Below are 17,557 nucleotides of genomic sequence, written 5' to 3'. Positions count from 1 at the left end.
TACGCATCTGGAAAGGGAGTGGACCGAAAAATTTTCTGTACACATGACATTCATTATAAGGAGTGAATTCGCGTAACGAATAAGCGAGGGACATACCATACATGATAGGGGTGTTTCACGCTAAGGAAGGAATTCTGAACAGAAGTTGAGAAGAAGACCGAAAAATCATGGAGTCTATTGTTCATTGGGAAACTTTGGACGCATAAGAATTTATTAAAAAACCCCCGTTTCTCCACGAAACGAAGGTTTATCAATTAAGCCATTAGCTTAAGAGCTATTCATTGCCCAGCTGAACCAACTCTTACTTGGAAACAACCGTAACAATAATAGATAAAATCATAAATCCTGCACCCAGTACCACCGTTGCACGTTGCAGGAAGAGATCCAATCCGCGCGCTTTCGTTTTACCGAAAAGATGTTCCGCACCACCGGAGATGGCACCCGCCAAACCAGCGCTTTTCCCGTGCTGCAGCAATACTACAGTGATTAGACCGATCGAGAAGACAACGAGCAGCAATTTCAAAGCAATATCCATTCTTTCCACCTCCTACCCATGTGGGCATAACATCTCACCATAAAAACAGTTACTTTAATTGTAACATAGCTATTGTTGTGATACAAGTAGTGCAGTTCATGCAATCCCCTAAATTTCACCATCTACCCGATTCATACGGTATAGCATTACTCCGTTTCAATAAAAAAGACAAGCCGGTTACCCGGCTTGCCCGTAAAAGCTGGATATCCAGCTTATTTTTTAAGGTTGTAGAATCCTTTAAGACCATTGTATTGAGCCAATTCACCCAGTTGATCCTCAATGCGAAGCAATTGGTTGTATTTCGCAATACGGTCTGTACGGGAAGGAGCACCCGTTTTGATTTGACCAGCGTTAGTTGCAACAGCGATGTCAGCGATTGTGCTGTCTTCGGACTCACCGGAACGGTGGGAGATTACAGCTGTGTATCCAGCACGTTTAGCCATTTCGATTGCATCGAATGTTTCAGTCAATGTACCGATTTGGTTAACTTTGATCAGGATGGAGTTACCGATACCTTCGTTGATACCTTTACCCAGACGCTCAGTGTTCGTTACGAACAAGTCGTCACCAACGAGTTGTACTTTGTCTCCCAGTTTTTCTGTGAGCAATTTCCAACCATCCCAGTCATCTTCGGACATACCGTCTTCGATTGTGATGATTGGGTATTTCTCAACCCATGAAGCCAGAAGGTCAACATACTCAGCGGAAGTGTAAGATTTACCTTCACCTGTAAGTGTGTATTTACCATCTTTGTAGAACTCAGTGGAAGCTACGTCCATACCCAGGAATACGTCAACGCCTGGTTTGTAACCTGCTTTTTCAATAGCTTCGATAATTGTAGTGATTGCTTCTTCGTTCGAACCAAGGTTCGGTGCGAAACCACCTTCGTCACCTACAGCTGTGTTCAGGCCTTTGGAGCTCAGAACGGATTTCAGGTTGTGGAAGATTTCTGCGCCTACGCGAAGAGCTTCTTTGAATGTTGGTGCTCCAACAGGAAGAACCATGAACTCTTGAACGTCGATGTTGTTGTCAGCATGCTCACCACCGTTGATGATGTTCATCATTGGTACTGGAAGTGCTTTAGCGTTGAATCCGCCCAGGTAAACGTACAAAGGCAGGTCCAGAGCGTCAGCAGCTGCGCGAGCTACTGCCATGGATACAGCCAGGATTGCGTTAGCACCCAATTTAGCTTTGTTTGGCGTACCATCCAAAGCGATCATCAATTTGTCGATACCCAGTTGATCCAATGCATCCATACCGATAACTTCTGGAGCGATTGTTTCGTTTACGTTTTTAACAGCTTGCAGAACGCCTTTACCGAGGTAACGGGATTTGTCGCCATCGCGAAGCTCAACAGCTTCGTGGGCACCAGTGGATGCACCAGATGGAACGATTGCGCGTCCGATTGCGCCGGACTCCAGGTATACTTCAACTTCTACTGTAGGGTTACCGCGGGAGTCGAGGACTTCGCGAGCGTACACGTCAGAAATAATAGTCATTTGTGATAATCTCCTTTAATTTTAAATTTATTTTGAATACGTTCAGAATAATTAAGTTTCACCAGACCACTCCGCATGCAGTACCATCTTCCGATCGCTGTTATCCCCTGATTCCTTTGAACTTATTTTCATAAGTTGGAATCATGTGATAAAGGCGAACGCTACGCTTCTTCAGATCGGTTCTGCCCGCTTCGTTCAGGTTCCACTTAGTTTTATTCGACAACCTATTAAAACTAATTATTTACGGGTAGCGATGACGGATGTTCCAGTCATTTCTTCCGGTTTAGGCAATTGCATCAGGTCAAGGATCGTTGGCGCGATATCCGCCAGAATTCCGCCTTCACGCAGGGTTACATTTGCATCGGTAACGATGAATGGAACGGGGTTCGTTGTATGAGCTGTGAACGGACGTCCTTTCTCATCGAACACCATATCCGCGTTACCATGATCCGCAGTGATCAGTACAACGCCGCCTTTGGCAAGTACTGCATCTACAACACGACCCATGCACTCATCTGTTACTTCAACCGCTTTGATGGTAGGCTCCAGCATGCCGGAGTGTCCAACCATGTCAGGGTTAGCAAAGTTCAGAATGATGGCGTCATGTTTGTCTGCTTCAATCTCGCGAACACATGCATCAGCCACTTCATACGCGCTCATCTCCGGTTGCAGGTCATACGTTGCAACTTTTGGTGAGTTGATCAGTACGCGAGTTTCGCCTGGGAGCTCCACATCACGACCGCCGCTGAAGAAGAAGGTAACGTGGGGGTATTTCTCCGTTTCTGCAATACGCAGTTGTTTTTTGTTGTTCTGTACCAGAACTTCACCCAACGTGTTGTCGAGGTTCTTCGGCGAATAAGCCACATAACCTTCAACCGTCTCGCTGAACAAAGTTAAGCAAACAAAGTGCAAGCCCACAGGGAACTTCGGACCACGATCGAAACCGCGGAAATCCTGGTTCGTGAATACTTGCGACAACTGGATCGCACGGTCAGGACGGAAGTTGAGGAAGATGACGGAATCGCCGCTTTCCACCAAACCTACCGGCTCACCATCCGCTTTGACGATAACCGTTGGTTCAACGAATTCATCAAATACGGATTTCTCATACGATTCTTCAACCGCTTTGAGTGGGTCAGTGTATTTCGGTCCATCTCCATAAACGATAGCGCGGTATGATTTCTCAACCCGTTCCCAACGTTTGTCACGGTCCATCGCGTAATAGCGACCTTGAACCGTTGCGATTTTCCCTACACCAACTTCTTCAATTTTGGCGATCAGCTTCTGCATGAAGTCTCTACCACTGTCTGGCATAACATCACGGCCATCCATGAAGGCATGAATATATACATCGTTCATTCCTTCTTTTTTGGCCAGATCCAGCATAGCAAACAGGTGGTCGATGTGACTATGTACGCCGCCATCGGACAACAAACCGTAGAGATGAAGTTTTTTACCGCTTTGTTTCGCTTCACGAACAGCTTTGACAAGTGTTTCATTGTCGTAGAACTCACCGTCGCGAATGGATTTGGAGATACGGGTCAAATCCTGGTATACGATCCGGCCGGCACCAATGTTCAGGTGACCTACCTCGGAATTCCCCATTTGCCCTTCTGGCAAACCTACAGCTTCACCGCAAGCAGTGAGCGTTGTATGTGGGAATTGGCTCATGAAACGGTCATAGTTAGGTTTCTTGGCTTGCGCTACCGCATTCCCTTCCACCGTGTTACGAAGACCAAAGCCATCCATGATGATCAGTGCTACAGGTTTTGGAGCTGTCATCTTACTTCGCCCCCTCAACAAGCGCGATGAACGAAGCCGGCTGCAAGCTAGCACCGCCAACAAGTGCGCCGTCGATGTCGCTTTGTCCGAGGTATTCTGTTACGTTCTCTGGTTTAACACTGCCGCCGTATTGAATACGAACTGCACTCGCAACCGTCTCGTTGTACAGATCCTTCACCAGCGTGCGGATGTAAGCAATAACTTCATTCGCATCTTGGGAAGTGGAGGATTTGCCTGTACCAATCGCCCAGATTGGCTCATAAGCGATAACGACTTGTGCCGCTTGCTCTGCAGACAGACCTGCCAAAGCAGCTTCGGTTTGCACTTTGCATACGTCTTTCGTTTGGTTCGCTTCGCGCTCTTCAAGCGTCTCACCAAGGCAGAAGATTGGAGTCAATCCGTGACGGAATGCTGCATGCAACTTTTTATTGACAGTCTCATCGGTTTCCGCAAAATATTGACGGCGCTCCGAGTGACCAATAATGACGTAATCCACACCCAGGTCTTTCAGCATTACACCACTGATTTCACCTGTGAATGCACCGTTGTCTTCAAAATGAAGATTTTGTGCACCAATTTTGATGTTTGTGCCTTTAACGGCTTCTACCAGGGATGGCAGATTTGTAAACGGTGCGCAGATTACAGTTTCCACGCCTTCAACTTCCGCTTTTCCTTTAACTTCCTGAATGAAGTCATTGGATTCGGAAACCGTTTTGAACATTTTCCAGTTACCTGCGATAATCGGTGTTCTCATGGGTTTCAACTCCTTCATGCTATAGACTACTAAAACTTACTTGTCGTTCAATGCCACAACGCCTGGAAGTACTTTACCTTCCATGAACTCGAGCGATGCACCGCCACCTGTAGAGATGTGGTTCATTTTGTCAGCCAATTTGAACTTCTCAGCTGCTGCTGCGGAGTCGCCGCCACCAATTACAGTGTAAGCTTCTGTCTCTGCGCAAGCTTCTGCTACTGCACGAGTACCGTGGGAGAATGGCTCGATTTCAAATACACCCATTGGTCCGTTCCATACAACCAATTTGGAGTTTTTGATTACGTCAGCATAGATCTCACGTGTTTTAGGACCGATGTCGATGCCTTCCCAATCTGCTGGGATGCCATCGATGTCAACGATTTGTGTGTTTGCTTTCGCACTGAAATCGTCAGACACTACGATATCTACCGGCAGGTAGAAGTTTTTGCCCAGTTTTTTCGCTTTTTCGATGAAACCGAGAGCAACATCAAGTTTGGAATCATCCAGCAAGGATTGTCCAATTTCATGTCCTTGTGCTTTGAAGAACGTGTAAGTCAGACCGCCACCGATGATCACGTTGTCTGCAATGTTCAGCAGGTTGTCGATTACATCAATTTTGTCCTTAACTTTGGATCCACCAATGATAGCTGTGAAAGGACGCTCAGGGTTGGAGATTGCTTTACCCAACACTTCAAGTTCTTTCTCCATCAACAAACCGGACACTGCTGGAAGCAAGTGAGCGATTCCTTCAGTCGAAGCGTGTGCTCTGTGAGCCGCGCCAAACGCATCGTTAACGAAAACATCAGCCAGTTCAGCAAATTGTTTTGCGAGTTCCGAATCGTTTTTCTCTTCGCCTGCGTGGAAACGAACGTTTTCAAGCAACAATACGTCCCCGTTGTTCAGTTCAGCGATTTGAGCTTTAACAGCGTCGCCAACAGAATCGTCAGCTTTAACAACTGTTTTACCAAGCAATTCAGACAAACGCTCAGCTGCTGGAGTCAAACGCAAGGATTCAACCACTTCGCCGTTAGGACGACCCATGTGGCTTGCCAAAATGACTTTAGCGCCTTTTTCAATCAAGAAGTTGATTGTAGGAAGCGTTGCACGAATACGTTTGTCATCTGTAATTTTACCATCTTCGAGCGGCACATTGAAATCTACACGGACAAAAGCCCGTTTTCCTGTCAATTCGATATCGCGTACACTTTTTTTGTTCATCTGTATTTCCTCCGCACCCATGTATTTGGTGGACCAATCAAGAGCTAGAATCCCCTGTCAATCCTGGTGTTTTTGAGAAATTTGCAAAATGTAGATATATAAAGAGCGGAAACAATAGCATCTGTTTCCGCTCTATGTTATTGCAGATATTACTTAATCATTTTTGCAAAGTGCTCCAAAGTGCGAACCAGTTGAGCAGTGTAGGACATTTCGTTGTCATACCAAGCTACAGTTTTAACCAATTGTTGGTCGCCAACAGTCAGAACTTTAGTTTGAGTTGCATCAAACAGGGAACCGAAAGTGATTCCTTGGATATCGGAAGATACGATTTCGTCTTCAGTGTATCCGAAAGTTTCTGGATCGGAAGCTTCTTGCATTGCTGCGTTAACTTCTTCAGCTGTTACTTTTTTGTTCAGAACAGTTACGAGCTCAGTCAGGGAACCAGTAGCTACTGGTACACGTTGAGCTGCACCATCAAGGATGCCTTGCAGTTCTGGGATTACCAGACCAATTGCTTTAGCAGCACCAGTTGTGTTAGGGATGATGTTTTCAGCTGCTGCGCGAGCACGACGGAAGTCACCTTTAGGGTGTGGAGCATCCAACGTGTTTTGGTCGCCAGTGTAAGCGTGAATTGTAGTCATCAAACCTTGAACGATTCCGAATTTGTCTTGCAACGTTTTTGCCATAGGTGCCAGGCAGTTCGTTGTGCAAGATGCGCCGGAGATTACAGTTTCAGTACCGTCGAGGATTTCATGGTTTACGTTGTAAACGATGGTTTTCATGTCGCCAGTAGCTGGTGCGGAAATAACAACTTTCTTAGCTCCGCCTTTCAAGTGTTTCTCAGCTGCTTCTTTCGTTGTGAAGAAACCAGTACATTCCAGAACGATATCTACGCCCAGGTCGCCCCAAGGAAGTTCTTCCGGGTTACGGTTAGCCAATACTTTAACTTCTTTGCCGTTCACTTTAAAGAAGCCATCGTGTACTTCAACATCGCCATCGAAGCGACCTTGAGTTGTATCATATTTGAGCAAATGAGCCAGCATTTTAGCGTCAGTCAAGTCGTTGATTGCTACTACCTCGATGCCTGCTACATTTTGAATACGGCGGAATGCCAAGCGTCCAATACGTCCAAAACCGTTAATACCTACTTTAATCATGAGTAAGTTCCTCCCAAGTTTTGATTAATTTTTTTTATGAAACTTATATATTCAAGACAGACGGTGAAGTCCGTCAAGACAACAATGGTGTGGTGAAAAGTAATCTCTTATTCCATTTCGGCAACGATGACTTTGGCAGCAGCCTCATCAATAATCAGAATATCTTCCTGACCAAATCGCAGCACGGAGTGTATTGCAGCGGCTTTGCTTTTGCCACCTGCAATTCCGATCACGACATCGGTTCGTTCAATATCCTGCAATCGCATGCCCAGTGTAAGCATGGTATGTACCACCTCACCCTGATCATTGAAGTAATACCCAAAAGATTCAGATACGGCCCCTTGCTCTTGAAGTTCATCTACAATCTCCGTTGCAAGTTTGCGTCTTTTTGCCATCTCCACGGCATCACCAATTCCATGAATAACAATCCGCGATTGCCTGATCAGCTGTAAAATCTCCTGAACACCGGGATCCTGGATTAAAGATTCATAGGCATGATCACTTAGCAAATCCGGTACATGCAGGAGTTTGTATTGCGCTCCTACCCGTTTTGCCATTGTGGATGCGATCGTATTCGCCTGAATTTCAAGGCTTTCTCCTAGTCCACCGCGTGCCGGTACGAACCAGACACCTTTGAGAGATGTTGGTGGATTAAGTTGCTCTGCGACTTCGGCCGTTGTTGATCCGCCAGTAACGGCGACAACGTCGTTGTCACTCATGATATTGCCGAGAGCCTTCGCTCCGGCTCTGCCCAGTTCCCTTTTGGCAAACGGAGATACGTCCGAATCACCAGGAACCACAACTACCTTTTGCAGACCGTAGGCTTGCTTGATGCGCTCTTCCAGCTCGGATAATCCGAACAACTCTTTGGCTACGGGCTCTAACTGCTGCAGCAAATCATACCCTGCCTCGCTGATCTTCATTCCTGCACTGTCAATTTCAATAAGTCCCTGAGCCTTTAACAGATCGGTCTCAGCCCTCAGAACCCGCTCGGTCATCTGCATGGAATTAGCTAACGTTCTCCGTCCGATCACATCCGATAACATGATCTGTTGCAGAATCGTATACCTCTTTTTCAAGATATCCATGAGATCAGGCAGAAGCTGCTTTTGTACTTCTAAAATCGTTCGCATGCTTTCCACTCCCGCAAGTTCTCGTTCCAAGCTCTCTTTCGTGGCCCTAAAACGTCCCGGGTTAACTTTTTAAGTCCCACGTTTATTCTACCTAAAACTGACGTGACATGCAAGTGTTTCAACGTGTTATTTCGACACGTTTCAGGCGTTTGTACGCGCCTATTTTCACAATCCTAGACTTCCGTGATCAAGGACCGCCTTACGCATACCATATATAGAAGAAATAAATTATTTTCATCTACATATCGCTCAGAATTACATTTTATACTGCATGTCCAAAACCTCTAATAGCATTTACTTAAATGCACTCTTTATCCACTCTTCTTTATCATGATCATTTTTAGGTCAATCCAAACCACATCCACAATGAACTGCTTGCAATTAAATATTTCATGAGCTATAATCATTATTGCTGTCACATAATGTGCGCCCGTGGTCCAATGGATATGACGTAGGCCTCCGAAGCCTGAGATCCAAGTTCGATTCTTGGCGGGCGCGCCACTTTTTATTTAACAGCTCATAACCCTTTTAACCAATGAAACCGGAAAGGTTTCTTTTTTTTTGCAAGTTAGTTTGACTTTCTTTGACTTTTTGTTTGGAATTGTTTATTATGTGGGTAATACGGTAACAGTTTAAGTAGAAACACCAATAACATTTACATTTCCGAGGAGGTTTTTCACGTGAGTTTTATTCCTATGGTCGTTGAACAGAGCAACCGGGGTGAGCGCGCCTATGACATCTACTCCAGATTGCTGAAGGATCGTATTATTTTCCTTGGTAGCGATGTTAATGACGTTGTGGCTAATGCTATCATGGCACAGATGTTGTTCCTGGCTGCGGAAGATCCGGAGAAAGACATTCACTTATACATCAACAGCCCAGGCGGATCGATTACAGCTGGTATGGCCATTTATGATACAATGCAATTCATCAAACCGGATGTATCTACCATCTGTGTAGGTATGGCGGCTTCCATGGGTGCATTCTTGTTGAATGCCGGTGCAAAAGGCAAACGTTTTGCGTTGCCTAACAGTGAGATTATGATTCACCAACCACTTGGTGGTGCTCAAGGTCAAGCTTCCGACATCGAAATTCGTGCTCGCCGCATCCTGAAAATGCGTGATACCTTGAACCGCATCATCTCTGAGCGTTCAGGTCAACCGCTGGAGCGGATCGAGAAAGATACAGATCGTGACTACTTCATGAGTGCTGCTGAAGCTGCCGATTACGGTATCATTGATAAAGTTATCGAAAACGTAGGTTCCCAAGGCATCTAATTGTGTCCATACGCAAAGAAGCCCTCGTCATATCCATGACGAGGGCTTCTTTTTTCACTTTATAAGAAAGATAACATTAAAGTGCACAACAATGATTGCTTACTTGCTTCCCGTTACTTCGCTGAAAGGTTCGGTACCTTTAGGAAGAAGTTCTTTGTACGTAAATGGCATTTCGGGGAATCCCTCTGCGTATGCCGTATATTCATACAACTGGAAGAACACAACTACACCCGTTGGTGTCACATAGAAATCTTGATCTTTATTCAACCCTTTGTAACCTTCGAGGTAGCCACCGCGAGCTTTCAGTTGTTCGCCCACTTTTTTACTCAATGTCTCGCGTATGGTTTTGTTATTTTGCAGCACATCATCTAACGTAAGCTCCTTGCCTGTGTCCAGTGCAAAGGTGTGGCCTGTTCGGTATGTCATACCATGAGCACCAGCATAGTCCTCATATCGTTGTGTAATGAGTCCAAGTACACCTCTTTCATTGTACGTCACTACATAAGAGCTCTCGAATGCATATGGACGGTCGGCTGTTGCACCACCAAACTCAGATATCTGTTTCTTGAAGTCGGCTACATATGTATCCACTTCGTCTTTCAACACTTTGTTGATCGCTGTTTCAGCCTCTTTGCTGGCAAGTCCACTCACTTGCGGATACTGAACATCCACTTCGGCACTTTTCACTGTGACATTGACTGTCGCCGCTTTAACTTTCACACTATTTTGTTTCACCTTGCTGAGCGTCAACGTTTTGGTTTTGCCATCCCAATTCCCCTGTACACCCAGATAATCTCTCATTGCTGAGAATGGAATATACAACCTGCCGTTGATCAGCTTGGCGTCCACTTGAGGATAGTAGTTGTTGATTCTGACACTTGGCTGACCGTCCATAAGACTAATTGTCATCGTGTTATTGGCTGCTGTCAGAGCATATTCTTTGGTCTTCGCATCATATTTCAGCGTTCCACCTGCTACATCTTTGACTGCCGTAAGAGATACCCAGGTTGAACCTCCTTGAAGGAGTCCTTTTTGAGTCAGTGTTTTCCCACCCGATTTCAGAGTCACCTCAGCCGGGGTTGTCACTTTCGAGGATACAGAAGCTGCTTGAACTGAACTATCCTGCCACACCGCACCGCTTCCTACAATAATTCCTGCTGCAAGCAGCGCACTTGTCCATTTTTTCCATGATGTCATATATAAAACTCCTCTCTGAATTCACAATTAGGGATCATTGCGTATGTAATCTTGACCTGTTCTTATATTTCATACGCTCACCTCTCTATTATAATTAACCCGATTTCGAAAAGGTTTACAGCCTCAGTTACAATGTTGATGATTATCCGACGGAAAAAATAACGGGATATGACCTTTTTGTCACGAACATCTTTACAAAAAAGATACCAAAATACAGCATTTTGTGTAGCTTGAACAATCTCCTATCCCTACTAACTTCACCAAAGTTTGCTTTTGCAACAAAAAAAGACCCTGTCCACAGGACGAAGTCTTTGTCATTATTTCTTGTTATCCCTTCGAATGATAATTGAAAGGACGTTCAATCTTACAATCTTACTTCTTCAATCTCGCTTATTTCATTTCATACGTGATATTCAGGATCGTGCTTACTTTAACTTGGCCTGTTTTAATCTCTGTGCCACCAGCTGTATCTGCTGCCTTGGACATCAAAGACTCACTTGCATAGAACACAGGCACGTTGGCATCGCCTTGGCTCACGGAAAGAACAGCACCGAGTTGACGTTTAACCGCTTTTGCAATCGCTCCAGCTTTTACATCTGCATTGGCAACTGCTTTCTCAATGACTTGGGACTCATAATTTTCCGGATTTTCTACAGTGAAGCGTACGTTCTCAATGTTGTTAGCACCTGCCCCCGAAGCAGCATCGAGCAACTCGCCGATTTTGTCCATCTCACGATATGTGATCGTCAGCGTATGATGCGCTGTGTATCCTTTAACTTGTTGTCCTTCTTTTTCGCTATACGTGTAATTGGGTTGTACAGAGAACTGACTGGTTTGAATATCATCTGTACTGATCTTCCACGTATTCTTGAGCAGGTTGGTTACTTTGGAAACTTTAGCAGCATTGGCTTTTTGGGCAGATGCAGCTGTCTCCGCAGTACTGTTCACACCAATGGACAGATAAGCGATATCAGGTTTAACCTGAATCTCACCTTTACCCACCACATTAATTACATTCTGTTGTACACCCTGAACCTCTGCAGCGTAAGCATAGTTACTTGGTGTAACCCATGCTGTTCCTCCAACAAGCAACGTACTTGCCACCAGCACTGCACCGAACGGTTTCATCCATTGTTTACCCATCACGATAGCCTCCTTATGTGTTAACATCTCAAACGTTAATCAATTTGATACCTTAACAGACGGGACAAATTCCATAATGTTGCACTTGACGATCGTGAAAACGGTAAAAACGCAAAAAAGCCCCTTTCGGGACTTCTTCCTGAATTCAAGCACAGCATAGTCTTATTGGTTTTCAAGCTCTTCCTTGCTTACCAAACTAACTAAAGCGTTTACAGCCTGTTCGGCATCCGCGCCTTCTGCACTAATATGGATTTCCGTACCTGTGCTAATCGCAAGGCTCATGATCCCCATGATACTTTTTGCATTAACTTTTTTGTCGTCCTTCTCGACGAACACTTCAGATGAGTACTTATTCGCTTCTTGAACGAAAAGTGCCGCAGGTCTGGCATGGAGACCCGTTTTCAAACGGACAACTACCGGGTGCTTTGTCATGGAAACTTACCCCCTATTATAAAATCTGGACATTAAATACACAATTATATTTATACAACATTATAACATTAACCCGTTCAGGACACTAGAAGAAAAAAACTCAGGTTACTTTGGAGGGCATAATCATGCCCCATTTTGCCTTTTGTACATCGCACCAAGTTACCTGAGTGACTCTTCTCGCTTCTTAACGGATAACTAAACCGACGGTTTGTTCCATAGAAACAAGCGACCTTGTTAATTTACCCTACTACGTATCAACCTTAACCATACCGTTCTGCTCGTACTTTTTCTGCCAGCTCATCAATTTTACGTAGCCGATGGTTCACACCCGACTTGCTGACTGTACCTTTAAGGAGTTCGCCGACTTCCTTCAAGTTGATATCCGGATGAGCCAGTCGAACCTCCGCAACTTCACGAAGCTTCTCAGGCAACGATTCCAGGCCAACTTCCTTTTGCAGCAACCGGATATTATCAATTTGTCTTACCGCCGCTCCGATCGTTTTATTCAGGTTGGCGGTCTCGCAATTGACAATCCGGTTAACGGAGTTACGCATGTCTCGCATGATTCGTACGTCTTCAAACTTGAACAAGGCCTGATGAGCACCAATGATGCTGAGCAGCTCAATGATTTTCTCGCCTTCCTTGATGTATAGGATGAATCCTTTTTTCCGTTCTATACACCGGGCATTCAGATGAAATTCATTGGCCAGATCAACCAGTGCCTGACAGTGTTCCTCATACATGGACGCAATCTCCAGATGGTAGGAAGAACCTTCCGGATTATTGACCGATCCACCTGCCAGAAATGCACCGCGAAGATAGGCCCGTTTACAACAGTTTTGCTGAAATAACTCTGCATTGATCCCTGGTGTAAACAGAAAGCCTTCAGATACAATATGAAGAGTATTGAGAATCTCCTGTACCATGGTTGGAATACGAACAATATATACATTGTTCTTTTTCAGCCGCATTTTTTTGCGGACCAGTAATTCCGTATGCACTTGAAAATGCTTTTTAAGCAGAGAGTATGCCCGTCTTGCAATGGCGGCATTCTCCGTCGAAATATCCAAGATGACTTTTTTATTCGATAACTGCACCGCACCAAGCATACGGATGAGGGCTGAAAGTTCCGCCTTTTCGCAGCACGGTTCGCTCTCGATCATGGTTAACTCTTTTTTGGTCTGTGCTGCAAACGACATGGGACTTCACCTCTTCCGTAACATCCAATTTTGTACCAGTTGGTAGATGTGATGACTTAGCTTGTCGGCATCATGACGTAGATAGGTTTTGAACAGAACAAGCGTATCTGCAACCACCTGATAACCAGCACTTTCGAGTACATTCATATCCAGTACAACTGGTTTTGCTCCTTTTTCCGCATACTTATTCTGTACTTGCAGCGGAATATCACCATTATTTACGATAACATAGTCGAAGAGCTGATGACCTATATGCTCGTGTACCGCCTTAAGGTGGTCACTTACCGTATAGTTATCTGTTTCTCCTGGCTGTGTCATGACATTACAGATAAACATCTTCACCGCATCAGCCTCTACCACAGCCTCGGCCAGCTTCGGTACGAGTAGATTGGGAAGGATGCTGGTATATAGGCTGCCGGGTCCGATTAAAATCGCGTCTGCTTGACGAATGGCCTCTACCGCCTCTGGCAACGGCTCCACGTGATCCGGTTCAAGGAAAACGCGTTTGATGCGTCCGCCTGCTTCAGGGATCTTGGACTCACCTGTAATAATTGTCCCATCTTCCATCTCAGCATGCAACACAACGGCCTGACCAGCAGCTGGTAATACCTCACCTCGAACGGCAAACACGCGGCTAAGTTCCCGCACCGCGGTCACGAAGTCGCCCGAAATATCCGTCATTGCAGCCAAAATCAAATTTCCCAGGCTGTGGCCTGCAAGCCCCGCGCCTGTATTAAAACGGTATTTCAACATATCTGAAAGCAATGGTTCTACATCAGCCAGTGCCGTAAGCACGTTGCGAATGTCGCCCGGAGGCGGCATTTGTAGCTCATTGCGCAGGATGCCTGAACTTCCACCATCATCTGCAACTGTAACGATGGCCGTGATATCCAGCGGCTTCTCTTTCAAACCGCGCAACATCACGGATAATCCGGTTCCGCCGCCCATTACAACTATTCTCGGACGTTCTCTTCGTGGTCCGGCCTCTTTCATCCCTTCACCCTCTTCAATGACGGTCCCGGTCAGCGTCGCGATGGCTTACGGTGACAGCTTCAGTCTCGCTGCTTCCCAACATCTTGCCCAAATATTCCGATATTGCTACCGAACGATGCTTGCCTCCGGTACAGCCGATTCCAATAATAACCTGGCTTTTGCCTTCCTTCCGGTATTGCGGAATCAGGAAATGCAGCATATCCAGCAGCTTCGTCAGAAACGCCTGTGTCTCCGGCCATTTCATGACATATTCATACACATCACTATTCTGTCCCGTATTCGGACGTAAATGATCAATATAATGTGGATTCGGTAAAAAACGTACATCAAACACCAGATCGGCATCGATTGGAATGCCATACTTGAATCCGAACGACGTAATATTCACCGACAGCATTTGGCTTTCCAGATGAGAAAAGCGAGATATAATGCGTTCTTTCAGTTGAGCAGGCTTCATTGTACTTGTATTCAGTACCTGAGTTGCAGAGTTTTTGAGTTCCTCCAGCATCTTGCGCTCCAGCCGGATGCCGTCCAGCGGCATACCCTCAGGAGCCAGCGGATGCCTCCGCCTGCTTTCTTTGTAACGCTGAACAAGTACAGAATCTGTAGCATCCAGGAATAAAATTTCGCAATGAATGGTAAAATGATCTTTAATATAGTTCAAAGACTCGGACAGAGCCGTAAAGAATTCACGCCCGCGCAGATCGATAACCAATGCAACTTTACCAATCTTGCCATTTGACTGTTCAATCAGTTCCGCAAATTTTGGAATCAATACCGGCGGCAGATTATCCACACAGAAGAAACCCAGATCCTCCAGGCTCTGTACTGCAATCGTTTTACCTGCTCCGGACATGCCCGTAATGATAATGAGCGTGGCGCCTGTGCCTGGTGAGCCTTCACCTTCAAGCATAAATGTCCCCTCCTTATCATATTGCTGTCTTCATATATTGTTACGAGGTTACTAGGAACGCAAGAGAAGACCTGCTGCACCCACAATACCTGCATTATTACCAAGTGTAGCTTCCAGAATCTGAACCCCTTCTTGCAGCGGTTCCGGTGTCAACTTAGCAAATACGGTACGAATTTCATCGAACAAGAAATTACCTGCTTTGGATACGCCACCACCGATGATGAACATCTCCGGGTTAATGACAGCTGCTACAGTAGCCATGGACTTGCCCAGGTAGAAGGCCGCACGATTTACAATGCGCTGTGCCACTTCATCACCTGCCTTCGCAGCATCGAATACTTCCTTGGCTGCAATCTTGTCGACGAGTGCCAGTGACGTATGATCACCGCGTTCTACTGCATCCTTCGCCATACGGATAATTCCTGTTGCAGACGATACCGTTTCAACACATCCCATTTTACCACAGCCGCACTTGATGGCCTCCAGATCAGGTACAACACTGATATGACCCAGTTCTCCCGCCATACCAGAGAATCCCTGATAGATATTACCATTCAAGATCAAGCCTCCGCCAACACCCGTACCAAGTGTATAACATACGCAATTGTCTACGCCTTTGCCGGCACCTGCCCATACTTCACCCAGTGCAGCTACGTTCGCATCGTTATCTATTTTGATTGGCTTGCCCAAACGTTCTTCCAGAATCGAACGAATGGCTACATTCCGAAATCCGATGTTAGGGGCATGAACGATAATTCCCTCACGTACATTCGTGAAACCGGCCACTCCAGCACCTACACCCTCCAGCTGTTCCCAACTGTAAGGTGATTCGGCTACGATATGTCGGACATACTTCTCGATGTTGGCGATGACCGTGTCTACGCCCTTATCCACTTCAGTCGGTCCTTCATACGTATGCATTAGCTGACCTTGTTCATCGCATATACCGACCTTGATTGCTGTTCCGCCGAGATCGACCCCAACGTAGATTTTCTCAGACATGCTGCAAGCCACCTTTATCTATCTAAAATAGTTTAAGTCCTACGTACCAACTATAATTGAAGGATACGCCTGGGTCAAGACGATAAGACCTTGGATACACTATGCTCCGTTAGGGTTGTGAACCACATCACACACCATTTTTGAATACGTATACACCCTCCCTTTCTCCTATTAAAAAACGAGCCTCATTCTCTCTTAATAGAAACGGAAGCCTCAACTCATGATATTGCCTCTTCACTCGTTCCATTCATAAAAAATGACAACTGTCACCTAAAAGTCATGACAATGTTTACTAAATCCCCAGCGAATTTTTCCGTAAGATGAAATTATCTTATAGAACAGAACGAGGGACGTGAATAATGATGAATCTGGATTCAACGGTTATACATTTAAACAACGTAAGCAAGCGCTTTGGAAACAAACATGCTGTTCGACATATCTCACTGAAGATCACCAGCGGCTCAATTGTGGCCATACTCGGGCCCAACGGTGCAGGCAAAACAACGACCATGCAAATGATGCTAGGACTGTCCAGTCCTTCCTCAGGCAAGGTGACTGTGCTGGGACTGGCACCGAATCATAAACAGGTTCGTCAACGGATGGGTGCCATGTTACAGGATGTCAGTGTCATGGACGGACTTACCATCCGAGAGATTATTCGTCTGGTTCGCAGCTACTATCCTACCCCACTGGATGCAAACGTGATTGAAGCGTTAACCGGTCTTGCGCCAGATGCTTTGAACCGAAGAACAGAGAAGCTGTCCGGCGGACAGAAGCGCAGCCTGAATTTTGCACTTGCCATGGCTGGTAACCCTGACGTTCTCTTCTTCGATGAACCTACCGTCGGAATGGATTCCGCGACCCGCAGGCATTTCTGGACGCAGATCCGCACGCTTGCGCAGCAAGGCAAAACCGTGGTTTTCACCACCCACTACTTGCATGAAGCAGATGAAGCGGCCGATCGAATTATCCTGTTTAATGAAGGCTCCATCGTCGCAGACGGAACACCTCACAGCATCAAGGAGGGAATCACGAAGCGAACTCTATCCTTCTCAATCTCCAACCACCTTATGGTAAACGATTCAACACATGGGGATAACACTTACGCTGATCTGGACATCCGCACTCAGATTGGAAATTTGCACGGGGTGGACAAGATTGAGTATCGAAAAGACCGATACATTCTTCATACCCAAGATACAGATGCACTCATCCGCCATATCATTACCGTTCAGCTTCCAGTTGAGGAAATCCGAATTGAAGCCGGACAGCTGGACGATGCCTACGCAACATTGCTCGAAACCATAAAGGAGGATCATTAAT

The 17,557-nt window shown here is 45.8% G+C and carries 16 protein-coding genes and 1 tRNA gene; 3 read left to right on the top strand and 14 right to left on the bottom strand.

The window, feature by feature from the left end; genetic code table 11:
* Nucleotides 1-301: 301 nt before the first annotated feature.
* From secG to M1D71_RS00920, 7 genes are all read right to left on the bottom strand, one after another.
* Nucleotides 302-535 (bottom strand): preprotein translocase subunit SecG, encoded by a 234-nt coding sequence (gene secG / locus M1D71_RS00950; protein WP_062837740.1) that lies wholly within the window; start codon nucleotides 533-535, stop codon nucleotides 302-304.
* Nucleotides 536-747: 212 nt separating this feature from the next.
* The gene (eno, locus tag M1D71_RS00945) at nucleotides 748-2,034 is read right to left on the bottom strand and encodes a phosphopyruvate hydratase (RefSeq protein ID WP_458124888.1); all 1,287 of its coding nucleotides are present in this window, start codon (nucleotides 2,032-2,034) and stop codon (nucleotides 748-750) included.
* 237 nt (nucleotides 2,035-2,271) lie between these two features.
* Complete coding sequence (gene gpmI / locus M1D71_RS00940; RefSeq protein WP_458124887.1) at nucleotides 2,272-3,816, bottom strand: 2,3-bisphosphoglycerate-independent phosphoglycerate mutase; 1,545 nt, start codon at nucleotides 3,814-3,816, stop codon at nucleotides 2,272-2,274.
* Nucleotide 3,817: 1 nt separating this feature from the next.
* Complete coding sequence (gene tpiA / locus M1D71_RS00935; protein WP_017691241.1) at nucleotides 3,818-4,570, bottom strand: triose-phosphate isomerase; 753 nt, start codon at nucleotides 4,568-4,570, stop codon at nucleotides 3,818-3,820.
* A 36-nt stretch (nucleotides 4,571-4,606) separates the two neighbouring features.
* Complete coding sequence (locus M1D71_RS00930; protein WP_076216887.1) at nucleotides 4,607-5,788, bottom strand: phosphoglycerate kinase; 1,182 nt, start codon at nucleotides 5,786-5,788, stop codon at nucleotides 4,607-4,609.
* A gap of 149 nt (nucleotides 5,789-5,937) precedes the next feature.
* Nucleotides 5,938-6,945 carry a type I glyceraldehyde-3-phosphate dehydrogenase gene (gene gap, locus M1D71_RS00925; RefSeq protein WP_017691243.1) on the bottom strand — a complete coding sequence of 336 codons (1,008 nt, stop codon included), beginning with the start codon at nucleotides 6,943-6,945 and terminating at the stop codon, nucleotides 5,938-5,940.
* A gap of 107 nt (nucleotides 6,946-7,052) precedes the next feature.
* Complete coding sequence (locus tag M1D71_RS00920; protein ID WP_458124886.1) at nucleotides 7,053-8,078, bottom strand: sugar-binding transcriptional regulator; 1,026 nt, start codon at nucleotides 8,076-8,078, stop codon at nucleotides 7,053-7,055.
* Nucleotides 8,079-8,504: 426 nt separating this feature from the next.
* On the opposite strand from M1D71_RS00920, the gene M1D71_RS00915 reads away from it, so the two are divergent.
* Both M1D71_RS00915 and clpP read left to right on the top strand, forming a co-directional pair.
* A tRNA-Arg gene (locus M1D71_RS00915) sits at nucleotides 8,505-8,579 on the top strand.
* A 179-nt stretch (nucleotides 8,580-8,758) separates the two neighbouring features.
* Nucleotides 8,759-9,355 (top strand): ATP-dependent Clp endopeptidase proteolytic subunit ClpP, encoded by a 597-nt coding sequence (gene clpP, locus M1D71_RS00910; protein WP_017691245.1) that lies wholly within the window; start codon nucleotides 8,759-8,761, stop codon nucleotides 9,353-9,355.
* A gap of 99 nt (nucleotides 9,356-9,454) precedes the next feature.
* Here the strand turns inward: clpP and M1D71_RS00905 are convergent, their stop codons facing one another.
* The 7 genes from M1D71_RS00905 to M1D71_RS00875 all read right to left on the bottom strand — a co-directional run bounded on the left by M1D71_RS00905 (nucleotide 9,455) and on the right by M1D71_RS00875 (nucleotide 16,234).
* Complete coding sequence (locus M1D71_RS00905; protein WP_458124885.1) at nucleotides 9,455-10,552, bottom strand: PdaC/SigV domain-containing protein; 1,098 nt, start codon at nucleotides 10,550-10,552, stop codon at nucleotides 9,455-9,457.
* A gap of 390 nt (nucleotides 10,553-10,942) precedes the next feature.
* Nucleotides 10,943-11,695 carry an SIMPL domain-containing protein gene (locus M1D71_RS00900; RefSeq protein ID WP_458124884.1) on the bottom strand — a complete coding sequence of 251 codons (753 nt, stop codon included), beginning with the start codon at nucleotides 11,693-11,695 and terminating at the stop codon, nucleotides 10,943-10,945.
* Nucleotides 11,696-11,857: 162 nt separating this feature from the next.
* The gene (locus M1D71_RS00895) at nucleotides 11,858-12,127 is read right to left on the bottom strand and encodes an HPr family phosphocarrier protein (protein ID WP_056695263.1); all 270 of its coding nucleotides are present in this window, start codon (nucleotides 12,125-12,127) and stop codon (nucleotides 11,858-11,860) included.
* Nucleotides 12,128-12,387: 260 nt separating this feature from the next.
* Nucleotides 12,388-13,326: a DNA-binding protein WhiA gene (gene whiA, locus M1D71_RS00890; RefSeq protein ID WP_458124883.1), complete on the bottom strand. Its 939-nt coding sequence runs from the start codon at nucleotides 13,324-13,326 to the stop codon at nucleotides 12,388-12,390.
* Between the two features lie 6 nt (nucleotides 13,327-13,332).
* Nucleotides 13,333-14,319 (bottom strand): gluconeogenesis factor YvcK family protein, encoded by a 987-nt coding sequence (locus M1D71_RS00885; protein WP_017691250.1) that lies wholly within the window; start codon nucleotides 14,317-14,319, stop codon nucleotides 13,333-13,335.
* A 13-nt stretch (nucleotides 14,320-14,332) separates the two neighbouring features.
* Entirely contained in the window at nucleotides 14,333-15,232 is a 900-nt protein-coding gene (gene rapZ / locus M1D71_RS00880; protein WP_017691251.1) for an RNase adapter RapZ, read from the bottom strand.
* Nucleotides 15,233-15,283: 51 nt separating this feature from the next.
* Entirely contained in the window at nucleotides 15,284-16,234 is a 951-nt protein-coding gene (locus M1D71_RS00875; RefSeq protein ID WP_062837749.1) for an ROK family glucokinase, read from the bottom strand.
* 359 nt (nucleotides 16,235-16,593) lie between these two features.
* On the opposite strand from M1D71_RS00875, the gene M1D71_RS00870 reads away from it, so the two are divergent.
* Nucleotides 16,594-17,556 carry an ABC transporter ATP-binding protein gene (locus tag M1D71_RS00870; protein WP_458124882.1) on the top strand — a complete coding sequence of 321 codons (963 nt, stop codon included), beginning with the start codon at nucleotides 16,594-16,596 and terminating at the stop codon, nucleotides 17,554-17,556.
* Nucleotide 17,557: the final 1 nt, after the last annotated feature.

The sequence above is a fragment of the Paenibacillus sp. Z3-2 genome (genome assembly GCF_054161325.1).
Note: the sequence above shows the minus strand (reverse complement) of the source record. Positions and strands in the feature narration are given on the sequence as shown.